This is a genomic window from Bacillus sp. AFS088145 (assembly GCF_002564465.1).
Lineage (GTDB): Bacteria > Bacillota > Bacilli > Bacillales > Bacillaceae_G > Gottfriedia.
The window spans coordinates 1-12,201 of sequence record NZ_NUUX01000006.1; the positions used below are offsets into that span (position 1 = coordinate 1).

Sequence of the window (12,201 nt, forward strand, 5' to 3'; positions counted from 1 at the left end):
ATGGAAAGCGAGCATCCTGTAATGGAAATCAACATCACTCTACTCCTTTTACGAAAATTTGGTAATTTAATTGACAAGATTGTTTTTCAACAGCGTAAAGAGCTAATCAAGTCAAGTGATTAGCTCTTCTTTATGACATATTTACAGACTCTTTTTTACTAAAAAATTGGATTGTAAAACCCAAAATAATAATCACAATAGAAAATAATAAACTCAACCAAATGCTTTGAAATTCACCAACATTAGGCTGAACAATATAAGAAAGTATGATACTGATTACAATACTAATTGGAATGTAATTACCGACTTTACCCTTACTAAAGACAATAACTAAAATTGGAAATAACAATGCAGAATAGACATATCCTGAGTAAAATAATAGTTCAATAATTTTCTTTGATTGAATAATTGTCGCGAAAAAGATGATCGCTCCAATGACCACGGATAGAAGATATGCAAGTTTTATTTTTTTTTGATCATTTTTTATCGTGTGAAATGGCTCGATTATATTGATAATGATTAAACTAGCAAGCGAATGTAAAACCGCACCAAATGTTGAAGTAATCGCATTAAATGCACATAAAACAAAAAGTATGAAAAAGAATGGTGTTGTAATTTTATTTGCTAAACCAACTAAAATTGATTGAATATCTGTAAAGCCACCTGTAAATATAACAATTATAAAAAGGCATGAAAATGAAAGTGGGAAAATACACCAAATTAACCCGGAAATAGAGAATGTTAAGGGAAGTTTTTTCGATTCAATCATAAATAATCGGTGCCATGATGTAATGTCAAAGAAAAACTGACCAAATCCAACTAATAAGCCTGAAAATAAAAAACCCCATAAATCGTAATGATCAATGACTAGCATGTATGGATGGTATAATTTAATCCCATCATATACTGGTTGAACGCCCTCTTTTACGAAAAAATACAACGGAATTAAAATTGCCGCTGCAAACATTGTAATGACTTGGAATCCAGCTAATCCATGAATCATCTTTAATCCACCAAAACCTGCAAAAAGTACACAAAAGCTTATAAAAATGATTATTTCTATGTACAAAGGTAAATTAAAAAGAAAATGAAATAACGTAGATGCAGTCATCGACTGAATATATAATATGTGTAAACTAGTTAATATTAAAATACAAATCATAATCCAATAACCAAGCGGATGTAGTTTGTTCTTCAAATAATCTCCAATTGTTAAACTATCTGGGTACTCTTGTCGAACCTTTTTCGCTATACAACTAAATACAAATAAAGCAATCGCACCTAAAAATGCATATCCGATTCCACCAAATACGCCATATTTAATCATTGATTCTGGCGAAGATAATATCGTAGTTCCTGTTACCCAACGTGCCAAGAGAGAAATAATTCCCATTCCCATTCCAATTTGAATAGGACCTTGTACGTATTCTCTAAATGAACGTGAATTCACTGCTTATTTTCCTTTCTCACGATACTCTTTTGGAGTAATGCCCTCAATTTTGCGGAACAAAGTACTAAAGTAATGCTGGCTATTAAAGCCTGAGTTTTCTGCTACATCGGATATATTCCAATTTGGATTATTTGTTAAATATCGCTTGGCTGCTTGTATTCTATAGTCTATTAAATATTCTGAAAACGATACGCCGACTTCTTCGTGAAATTTTCTACTTAAATAAGTATGATTCGTATGAACTTCTCGAGCAACGTCAGAAAGTGAAAGCTTTTCAGCGAAATGATCATGAATATATAAAAGAGTTTGATGGATTAAACTTGAATATTGGTTTGATGTGTAGGCGTTACTATATTTAGATAAAACTTTATATAATTCACTTTCTATAATTGGTTTTGTTAAATAATCTAGAACGCCGATTCGGATTGACTGTTGAGCATAATCAAAACTTTGATATGCTGTAACCATAATAATATCTACGTCTTTATTTAGTGCTCTAAGCTCTTCACCAAACTCTAGTCCTGAACGTCCGGGTAGATTGATATCTAGAAACGCGATATTAATTTTATGATTTTGATTAATTGTGATTGCTTGGCATGCATCAGCAGCTTTAAAAAACTTCCATAATGGAAACTTATTTTTTATCAAATATTCCATCTGTTCAAGCTCTAATGGTTCATCATCTACTAATAATACATTCAATTTATTTTCCCTCCTTTTTTACCCTCATATATAAGTGGCCAAACAACCTTAACATTTGTTCCTGATTCATTTGAAGTAATCAGTACATGTCCACTATTACCAAAATATAGTTGTAATCTCTTTTTTATATTATCTAATCCATGGCCTTCTTGATTAGAAAAAGAATTAGTCATTCCCATTAAACCATTATCAATTACTTCTAAGCAGACTAGCTCGGAATCTTGATAAAATCGAATATGCAGTAAAGCCTCTCCAACCTTTTTTTCTAAACCGTGTTTAAATGAATTTTCTACTAAGGTTTGCAAAATAAAAGGGGGAACTAGCGCATTATATAAATCTTTTGGACAATCTAACTGTGTTTTAAGACGATCTCCAAATCGCAAATTTTGAATGTCTAAATAATATTGAGTATATTGTATTTCTTGATTTAACGGAATTAAGGGCTCTGATGATTTATATTTAAATTTTAAAAATTGAGAGAACGTTTCTAGGGCTCGGATTAATTCCGAAGTTCGATTTAAACGCGCTAAGCTTAATATGACATTAAGTGTATTAAATAAAAAGTGCGGTTGAATTTGCTGATTTAATTTATTGTATTGTGCTTCTTGTAATGCATGTTCTAACCGAATTTCTCTATTTTTATTTTCAAGTAAGTCAATTCTTTTTTCAAAGATAAACAAAAATAATAAAGCAATAGCTCCCATAATAGGAGCTAAAATAAATAGCATAATTAGTAAAGTAAATCCCTCGTAACTAAGCATGAAGAACCTCAAATAGTTTTTTTAATAATATTTTTAATTTTTTTGAAAACTTTATTTATAAATGGTTGATTTCAACTAAAGTTGCTCCAATGGAATGGAACGAAAGCTGAGTATCCCATTGGAGCAACTTAGAGGAGTCTCTAGCCTTCGCGCATTTTCCATAGGAGCCTTAGAACATCTTGATAATCAACATTCGATTTATAATCCAATTTTATAAGCATTTACTATATTTAATAGAAGTAGAAGAAGGTGGATTTCTACATGGCAGGATCAATTCTCTTCTTTTACTTCACTTCATGCCTATAAGAATACTATTTAATTAATTATGTGACAAGCAACTTGATGATTTTGCTCAGATATTTTTAATTCAGGTGCTTGTGTTTTACAAATATCAATCGCGAAAGGGCATCTAGTGTGAAAACGACAGCCGCTTGGAGGATTGATTGGAGAAGGTACATCTCCTGTTAAGATAATTCGTTCTCTTTGATGTACCGGGTTTGGTACTGGAATAGCAGATAATAGGGCACGTGTATAAGGATGCTGCGGATTTTCGAATATAGATTTTTTATCGGCAATCTCAACAATTTTTCCTAAATACATTACCATTACTCGGTCAGAAATATGTCTTACTACACCTAAATCATGTGAGATAAAAAGAAAGGTAAGTGAGAATTTTTTCTGTAACGATTTTAATAAGTTTAATACTTGAGCTTGGATTGATACATCTAGAGCAGAAACTGCTTCATCACAAATGATTAGTTTTGGATCAACTGCAAGTGCCCGTGCAATTCCGACACGCTGACGTTGACCACCACTAAATTCATGAGGATATCGCTCCATTGCTTCTGGTCTTAACCCAACATGTCCTAATAATTCCTCAATTCTAGCTTTACGTTCTTCTTTTGGAACGACATTTTGAATGGCTAATGCTTCACTTAAAATTTGTCCAATTGTTTGTCTTGGGTTTAGTGATGCAAACGGATCCTGGAAGATTACTTGTAGATCCTTTCTTATTTTACGCATTTCTTTTTTTCCTAAGCTTAATAAATCTTTTTCCTTAAAATGAATGCTTCCACTTGTAGGCTCGTCCAATCTTAGAATGGCTCTACCAGTAGTAGACTTACCACAACCGGATTCTCCAACTATGCTTAAAGTTTCTCCCTCATAAATATTGAAGCTAATATCGTCTACAGCTTTTACATGATTAACCGTTCTTCCTAAAATGCCACCTTTAATTGGAAAGTATTGTTTTAAATGATCTACATTAAGTAGTATTTTTTTATCCACTAGTTGTAATGCCATTATTCAATCCCAACTTTCTCTTTGATGGTATAGTCTGTTTCCCATTGTGATGTGTACATCCAACAGCTGACTTCAGTATTTTTGTCGATAGTTAGTAAATCTGGCACTGACTGATGGCACATTTCCTTTGCATGTGCGCAGCGTGGCGCAAAACTACAGCCTTTAGGCATATTGAATGGACTAGGTACAGTACCAGGTATTGTTGTTAATTCATCTTGATCCATATCAAGACGTGGAAGAGAGTTTAATAACCCGATTGTGTATGGGTGTTTAGGGCTATTAAAAAGTTCTTTTGCTGATGTATATTCAACAATTCTTCCAGCGTACATGACAGCCACTCGATCGCAGGTCTCATAAACGACGCCTAAATCATGCGTGATTAATATGACAGCTGTACCTAAATCTTTTTGGAGTGATTTAATTAATTCCAGAATTTGAGCTTGAATTGTCACATCAAGAGCGGTAGTCGGTTCATCTGCGATTAGTACTTCTGGATGACAAGCAAGTGCCATTGCGATCATAACCCTTTGTCTCATTCCACCACTAAGCTCATGTGGTTCTTGCTTTGCACGTTTTTCAGGAGAAGGGATTCCTACAAGTCGCAGCATTTCAACTGCTTTATCCCAAGCTTCCTTTTTGCTTAATTTTTGGTGAAGACGAATCGCTTCTGCAATTTGTTCGCCAGCTGAATAAACTGGGTTTAAAGATGTCATTGGCTCTTGAAAGATCATTGAAATTTCATTACCTCGAATGGAACGCATTTGCTTTTCAGTTTTTGCTAGTAAGTCTTCACCTTTAAAAAGAATACTTCCACCAGCTATTTTTCCTGGAGGTGAGGGGATTAATCGTAAAAGGGATAATGATGTAATACTTTTACCACTTCCAGATTCTCCTACTATTCCAAGTGTTTCACCTTTTTTTAGTGTAAAGCTAATTCCATTAACTGCTTTACTTGTTCCTTCATCTGTATAAAAGTAGGTTTGTAGATTTTTAACCTCAAGAATTGTTTCATCAAATTGTTTTTTCATAGTAGTACCTCCTTAATTCAAGTCAACTCGTTTATTAAAGTAACGGTAGAGAATATCAACAGCTAGATTCATAAATACAAAGATAACCGAAGCGATTAATACGCCACCTTGAACCATAGGTAAATCTCTTGTTCTAATTGCATCAACAATTAATCTACCAAGTCCATTAATTGCAAAAACTGACTCTGTTAAAACGGTACCACCAAGTAATGCACCAAACTGTAGTCCAACAACAGTGATAACAGGAATAAGGGCATTCTTTAAACCATGTTTATAAATAATGACATGCTCTTTTAATCCTTTTGCTCTTGCTGTACGCATATAGTCTTGACGAACAACCTCAAGCATACTTGACCTAGTCATTCTAGCTACGATTGCAGCACCACCTGCACCTAATGTTAATGCTGGTAGTACCATATGTTTAAACGTTCCCCAACCAGCAACTGGGAATATATGAAGATTAACTGAAAAGAAGTAGATCAACATTAAACCAAACCAGAAACTTGGTAAAGAGATTCCTAGTAAAGCGACAATCATAATTGTAATATCAGCTGCTGAGTACTGTTTAGTTGCTGATATAATTCCTGCTAGCATACCAAGTACGACTGTAATGAAAATACTAGCTAGTGCAAGTTCAATTGTAATTGGCAATCGAATCATAATCTCATCTAATACTGGACGATTATTTCGTAGCGATTCACCAAAATCACCTTGTAGTACATGGTATACATAATCTAAATACTGAATAACGACAGGGCGATCAAGTCCAAGTTGATGACGAATCATTTCGATTGTTTGTTTCGTAGCACCTTCACCAGCAAGTAGTGTTGCTGGATCACCAGGAACCATCTGCATGATTAAAAAAACGACTAAACTTACACCAAGTAAAACCGGAATAGTTTGTATAATTCTTCTGACAATAAATAGAAACATTTACTTTCCTCCTTATTTTTTCATTCTTGGATCAAGAGCATCTCTTAGTCCATCTCCGAAAATATTAAATCCTAATACAAGTGTTGAAATCGCAATACCCGGAAATAGGGCAATGTGGGGTGCTGTAAATAAGTAATCACGACCACTGCTTAACATCGCTCCCCATTCTGGTGATGGAGGCTGAGCACCTAATCCTAGATATGATAAACCTGCAGCTGAAAGAATAGCTGTAGCAAGTTTTAACGTAGCTTGGACAATTATTGGTGAAAGAATATTCGGGAAAATATGTTTGAAAATAATTGTAGAATCAGTTGCACCTAATGCACGAATTGCATCTATATACTCAAGTTTTCTGACAGATAACGTAGATCCTCTAACGATTCGTGCAAACGTTGGGATTGAAAAGATACCTACAGCAACCATAACATTAATTAGACTAGGACCTAGTGCACTAATAATCGCAAGTGCTAGTAAAATACCTGGAAATGCTAGTAAAACATCAACAACCCTCATAATGATCGTGTCTACCCATTTTCCGTAATAACCTGCTATTAACCCGAGAGTGATTCCGAAAATTGCTCCAAATAAGACAGATACGAAACCAACAGAAATTGAAAGACGACTTCCATAAATGATTCTACTTAAAATATCTCTTCCTTTATCATCTGTTCCCATCCAATGTTCTAGCGATGGAGTTTGCAGTTTGTGCATTAAATCAATCGCAAAAGGATCCTTCGGTGAAATGAGTGGTGCCAAAAAAGCTACTAAAATATAAAAAAGTACGATATATCCGCCAACTAGTGCCAATTTATTTTTTTTAAACTTCTTATAAAATACTTTCCATCTTTTTAGTTTTTGAGATTCTTTTTTTTCTAATTTGATTTCATTGTTATTCAATACAATCTCTGTTTTCATTGTTTTTTTCCCCCTTTTCTTTGTTTAAATTTATTCAAAATTGGAATTGAAGTAAATATAATGCGGAAAAGCAGTAAAGATAATTAAAAAATGAGTAAAGATTCTGAAAATATAAAATTTTATTTTTTTTTATAATTTGAATAAGCCTACGTACTCAAGAAAAATGGTGAACAAGAGAATCATGGGGGCAAGTATAAGAGGAGGAAGAAAAAAATGAAGAAAAAGACAGCTGGAGTATTATTTGCATCATTATTAACAGTTTCTACTGCGCTTGCAGGTTGTACATCAGACCAAACAAGCAGTAGTGCAACAGGAACAAAGGCAAAAGCAGGGGGAACATTAGTTGTAGCTAGACTATCTGATGCAACTACATTAGATCCACATTTTATTACTGATATACCATCAGCAAACGTTGTTTATGAAAAGGTATATGAAACATTAGTTGAACCAGATAAAAATATGGAGCCAAAACCTCTTTTAGCAACAGAATGGAAGCAAGTAGATAACGTGACTTGGGAGTTCAAATTACGCAAAGGCGTTAAGTTCCAGGATGGATCACCATTTAATGCAGATGCAGTTAAAACAAATTTTGATCGTGTTCTTGACCCAAAAACTGCATCACCACAAGCTGGTAAATTTGAAATGATAAAAGAAGTTAAAGTGGTAGACGATTCAACTGTTCAATTTATTTTGAAATACCCATATGCTCCACTTTTATCAATTTTAATGAGTAATGAAGGAGATATTATTAGTCCAAAATCGATTAAAGAAAACAGTGATAAAATTGGACGAAATCCAGTTGGAACTGGTCCTTATGTATTTAAATCTTGGAAATCAGGGGAAGAAATTAAAATTGAAAAAAATAAAGATTACTGGGGTAATAAGCCTAAAATTGATGGTGTAGTCTTTAAAGTAGTTCCTGAAGATGCGACAAGACTAGCAATGATTGAAACTGGTGAAGCGCATGTAACTGATCAAGTGCCTGTAACAGAAATCGATCGAATTGAAGCTTCTGACACAATGGATTTATACCGTACTGATGGACTAGCTGTAGAATATTTAAGCTTCAATACAAAGAAAAAACCATTTAATGATGTTCGTGTCCGTAAAGCGATTGCACATGCAATTGAGGTAGATTCAATTATTAAAGGTGTATATAACGATGTTGGAACAAAAGCAAATTCAACAATGAGTCCAAAAGTTTTTGGATATGATTCGAATATTAAAGGCTATAATTACGATATTAATGAATCTAAAAAGTTATTAAAAGAAGCAGGAATTAAAGACGGCCTATCATTTACACTTACAACTAGTGACCGTAAAGAAAGAATAAATATGGCTGAAGTTATTCAATCTCAATTAAAAGGTATTGGTATTAATGTAAAAATTCAAGTACTTGAATACGGAGCTTATATTGATGCAATTGCAAAAGGTCAACATCAAGTTGCAATTGGTGGATGGGGAAATGCTACTGGTGATGGCGACTATAACCAATTTAACTTATTTGATAGTAAATCCCAAGGCGCAGCAGGAAATAGTTCATTCTATAGTAACCCAGAAGTTGATAAATTAATTGAATCAGCTCGTCAAGAAGCAGATAGCGAAAAACGTAAAGAACTTTATGCTCAAGCACAGGAAATTGAAAACAAAGATGTACCATATGTACCTATTCGTAACTATGAGCATTTAGCAGTTACTGGCTCATCAGTTAAAGGGCTTTGGTTAAACCCAGCAAGTTATTTAATGCTTGATGATGTAACAGTGAAATAAGTAATTCAGACTGTTGACAAACGCTCGCTTTCTTCGTTGCTTCGTCTGTCTGCGGTGCTCATTACCGTCTAAGGTAACTCCGCTCCTCACCAGACTTCGCGCCTCGAAAGACAAGCGTTTTCAATCAGTCTGAATATCAAAATTTTAGAACTTTGTCTACAAACTGACAGCATAATCGTATTATGCTGTTTTTTTGAGAATATCACAAATTGATGAAAATCGGACTAAAGATTAGGAGGAAAAAAATGATTGATTTGTTATTAGTAAATGGAACTGTTATCACAATGGACACGGAAAGAAGAATTATTGAAAATGGCTCCGTTGCTATACACAATGGGAGAATAGTAGACATTAATCTGACCGAAAACTTGAAAACTAAGTATGAGGCGAAAAAAGTAATTGATTGTAGTCATCAATGTATTTTACCTGGATTAATAGATGTTCATGGTCACGGTGGTCATTCAATGTTTAAAACAATTGCGATGGAGAATATCGATTTTTGGATGCCGATTATGACGAATACATATAAGCATTATGTGACGGATGATTTTTGGTATTACGAAGGAAAACTATCGGCACTTGAAAGATTAAAAGCGGGTATTACGACAGGCGTTAGTGTGTTAGGATCAGTGCCGAGATCTGATGATCCAATATTTGCGATAAACCATGCAAAAGCTTACAACCAAGTAGGAGTTCGTGAAGTAGTTTGTACAGGTCCGTGTAACCCACCATGGCCACATTCATTTAGTAGATGGATTGAAGGGAAAAGAATTGAGAAAGAAGTTACTTATGAAGAGGTACTAAAAGGGGCAGAAGCAGTTATTGAGGCATTGAATCATGCAAATGATGATCGTACAAGAGCTTTTATTACACCATTTGTTATTGTAACGTCTGTTGATCCTTCATACCCGACTTCTCCAGATCGACTATATGGGTTAACAAAACATGATCTTTATCAAGCTAAAAAAATAAGAGAGATTGCTAGGAAATATAATACAAGAATTCATTCAGATGCATTTGGTGGAATGATTCATTTAGCAATTAAAGATAAAGAAAATGCCCTATTAGGTCCGGATGTTCATCTTCAGCATTGTCGAGGAATTTCGTTCGATGAAGCCAAAATATTAGCTGAAACTGGTACAAACATTAGTGCTTCTCCTGGTTTTGGACAAGTTAATGCACGTACACCGATCACAGAATTAATTGAAATGGGAGCAACTGTTGCGATTTCTACAGATGGTACCTCACCTTCTACGAGCTTTGATTTATTCCAAGCAATGAGGAAGACACAGTTTGTACATCAAGCAGCTCTTAGAGACTATTACTATTTACCACCAGGTAAACTTTTAGAAATGGTAACAATTGATGCAGCAAAATGTATAGGTTGGGATGATGAAATAGGGTCACTTGAAATCGGGAAAAAAGCAGATGTCATCACAGTTAATCTCCATCAACCTCATTTAACTCCTGAGTATATGCATGTTCATCGGTTAGTATTTCAAGCTGTGGCAAATGATGTAGACCACGTGATTGTTGATGGAAAACTAATTATGGAAGGCAGAAAAGTACATACAGTACATGAAAGCACAGTTTTAAATGAAGCAAATGAAGAAGCTTTTGCTACGATAAAACGCGCTGGATTAGAAAAATATATGCTGCCTACAAAATATTTCTGGGGACATGCTCGTGCCTATGTTGACGAGATGAGATATGTTGAAAAGTAAAAAAAATTTCAAATTCGAAGGGAGAAAAAATGAAAACGAAACTAAAGGGAAGATATGTAATTGGTTTTGACGGAAGTGAACATGTCATATTGGAAAATGCAGAGATTGTATATGAAAAAGATACAATTTTGTTTGTTGGAAAAAACTATACGGAAGAAGTAAATCAAGTAATTGACGTTGGAAATGCGATCCTTAGTCCTGGTTTTATTGATTTAAATGCGTTAGGTGACATTGACCATGATATTTTGCATTTAGAAGCGAAATCGAATAGACAAAAAAATCTCCTTTGGTCTGAGGAGTTTGTAAAAAATGGGCATCATGAGCTAATGAGTGAGGAGGAAGAAGCATTTAAATCTTTATATGCATATTCGCAGCTTATTTTAAATGGAATTACTACTGCTATGCCGATTACATCCGTTTTTTACAAAAATTGGGCTGAAACTTTTGAAGAGTTAGAAGCTGCCGCGAATCATGCAGGAAAACTAGGATTGAGAATTTACCTTGGACCAAGCTATCAAGCTGGAATTAGAGTAGTCGAACCAGATGGAAACGTCAAAATTCATTGGGATGAAAAAGCGGGCGAGGAAGGATTAGAAAGAGCAGTAAAGTTTGTTGAAACCTTTGATGGTGCATTTGATGGATTGGTCAGAGGGATGTTAGCTCCAGAAAGAATCGAATCACAGACTGAAGAAATTTTGATAAAAACAAAATATTATAGTGACAAATTAAACGTTCCAATCAAGCTACATGCTGCACAAGGAAGTTTTGAATTTAAAACAATTTTAAAAGAACACGGAGTTACACCAATTAAATATTTATATAATCTTGGATTCTTAGGTCCAAATACTGGAATACCACACGCGCACTTTGTATCGGGCTATAGTGGAGCGAATTACAATATTGATAATGACATTTCACTTCTGAAAGAAACAAATACTACTGTTATCCATTGTCCACTTATTATAGGAAGACACGGTGAAGGACTTGAATCGTATGCAAAATATAGGAAGGAGGGAATCAATATTGCGTTAGGTACTGATACGTTCCCTCCAGATATTTTTCAAAATGTACGTACTGGTAGCATGCTTTCAAGATTTGTAGAAAAAGAAGTTGAAGGATCTACATACGCTGATTTCTTCAATTCGATCACTCTAGGAGCAGCAGCATTTCTTAATCGCGAAGATATAGGAAAAATAGCAGTCGGAGCAAAAGCGGATATCATTGCAATTGATTTAGATGGATTCCATATGGGCGTTATTGATGATCCAATTCGAACAATGTTTGTAAGTGGTTCAGGTAGAGATGTAAAACTATCAATTATAAATGGAAGAATTGTGATGCAAGATCAAGTAATTCCTAATCTTGATGTAGAGGTATTAAAACAAAAAGGCCAAGTGTATTTTAATAAGATGAGAAGAGGATATATGGAAAGAGATTACGAACAACTTCCTGAAAATGATCTATTTCCACCAACTTTTAAAAGACTTGAATCAATTAAAGAACTAGAAGCAAAGTTAAATAATTAAAAAATAAGTAAAGAAACTGAAAAAACAGGTAAAGATATTCAAAAATAATTATCAGAATATTTTATATAATTAGATAAATATTTGAAAGAC

General features: G+C 34.2%; 10 protein-coding genes. 3 read left to right on the forward strand and 7 right to left on the reverse strand.

Going from position 1 to position 12,201, the window contains the following annotated elements; all coding sequences use genetic code 11:
* Positions 1 to 130: 130 nt before the first annotated feature.
* The 7 genes from COI44_RS03100 to nikC form a co-directional block, all read right to left on the reverse strand.
* Entirely contained in the window at positions 131 to 1,450 is a 1,320-nt protein-coding gene (locus tag COI44_RS03100; RefSeq protein WP_098426612.1) for an SLC5/6 family protein, read from the reverse strand.
* A gap of 3 nt (positions 1,451 to 1,453) precedes the next feature.
* Entirely contained in the window at positions 1,454 to 2,152 is a 699-nt protein-coding gene (locus COI44_RS03105; RefSeq protein ID WP_098426613.1) for a response regulator transcription factor, read from the reverse strand.
* Positions 2,149 to 2,880, reverse strand: a complete 732-nt coding sequence (locus COI44_RS03110) for a sensor histidine kinase (RefSeq protein ID WP_286163727.1) — start codon at positions 2,878 to 2,880, stop codon at positions 2,149 to 2,151. The genes COI44_RS03105 and COI44_RS03110 overlap by 4 nt, the downstream gene beginning before the upstream one ends.
* A gap of 348 nt (positions 2,881 to 3,228) precedes the next feature.
* On the reverse strand, positions 3,229 to 4,215 hold the full coding sequence (locus COI44_RS03115; protein WP_098426615.1) for an ABC transporter ATP-binding protein: 987 nt from the start codon (positions 4,213 to 4,215) through the stop codon (positions 3,229 to 3,231).
* Positions 4,215 to 5,243, reverse strand: a complete 1,029-nt coding sequence (locus tag COI44_RS03120; RefSeq protein WP_098426616.1) for an ABC transporter ATP-binding protein — start codon at positions 5,241 to 5,243, stop codon at positions 4,215 to 4,217. The genes COI44_RS03115 and COI44_RS03120 overlap by 1 nt, the downstream gene beginning before the upstream one ends.
* Before the next feature lie 12 nt (positions 5,244 to 5,255).
* On the reverse strand, positions 5,256 to 6,176 hold the full coding sequence (locus COI44_RS03125; protein ID WP_098426617.1) for an ABC transporter permease: 921 nt from the start codon (positions 6,174 to 6,176) through the stop codon (positions 5,256 to 5,258).
* Between the two features lie 12 nt (positions 6,177 to 6,188).
* On the reverse strand, positions 6,189 to 7,091 hold the full coding sequence (gene nikC / locus COI44_RS03130; RefSeq protein ID WP_098426618.1) for a nickel transporter permease: 903 nt from the start codon (positions 7,089 to 7,091) through the stop codon (positions 6,189 to 6,191).
* A gap of 213 nt (positions 7,092 to 7,304) precedes the next feature.
* On the opposite strand from nikC, the gene COI44_RS03135 reads away from it, so the two are divergent.
* The 3 genes from COI44_RS03135 (at position 7,305) to COI44_RS03145 (ending at position 12,111) form a co-directional block, all read left to right on the forward strand.
* Positions 7,305 to 8,861 (forward strand): glutathione ABC transporter substrate-binding protein, encoded by a 1,557-nt coding sequence (locus tag COI44_RS03135; RefSeq protein WP_098426619.1) that lies wholly within the window; start codon positions 7,305 to 7,307, stop codon positions 8,859 to 8,861.
* A 245-nt stretch (positions 8,862 to 9,106) separates the two neighbouring features.
* Positions 9,107 to 10,585 carry an amidohydrolase family protein gene (locus COI44_RS03140; RefSeq protein ID WP_098426620.1) on the forward strand — a complete coding sequence of 493 codons (1,479 nt, stop codon included), beginning with the start codon at positions 9,107 to 9,109 and terminating at the stop codon, positions 10,583 to 10,585.
* Positions 10,586 to 10,614: 29 nt separating this feature from the next.
* Positions 10,615 to 12,111, forward strand: coding sequence for a chlorohydrolase family protein (locus COI44_RS03145; protein WP_098426621.1), 1,497 nt, complete (start codon positions 10,615 to 10,617; stop codon positions 12,109 to 12,111).
* Positions 12,112 to 12,201 lie beyond the last annotated feature (90 nt).

Bases quoted from the DNA above. Each gene is read 5' to 3' on its own strand.
- COI44_RS03110 (WP_286163727.1), bottom strand. From the start codon at position 2,880: ATGCTATTTATTTTAGCTCCTATTATGGGAGCTATTGCTTTATTATTT.
- COI44_RS03115 (WP_098426615.1), bottom strand. From the start codon at position 4,215: ATGGCATTACAACTAGTGGATAAAAAAATACTACTTAATGTAGATCAT.
- COI44_RS03120 (WP_098426616.1), bottom strand. From the start codon at position 5,243: ATGAAAAAACAATTTGATGAAACAATTCTTGAGGTTAAAAATCTACAA.
- COI44_RS03125 (WP_098426617.1), bottom strand. From the start codon at position 6,176: ATGTTTCTATTTATTGTCAGAAGAATTATACAAACTATTCCGGTTTTA.
- nikC (WP_098426618.1), bottom strand. From the start codon at position 7,091: ATGAAAACAGAGATTGTATTGAATAACAATGAAATCAAATTAGAAAAA.
- COI44_RS03135 (WP_098426619.1), top strand. From the start codon at position 7,305: ATGAAGAAAAAGACAGCTGGAGTATTATTTGCATCATTATTAACAGTT.
- COI44_RS03140 (WP_098426620.1), top strand. From the start codon at position 9,107: ATGATTGATTTGTTATTAGTAAATGGAACTGTTATCACAATGGACACG.
- COI44_RS03145 (WP_098426621.1), top strand. From the start codon at position 10,615: ATGAAAACGAAACTAAAGGGAAGATATGTAATTGGTTTTGACGGAAGT.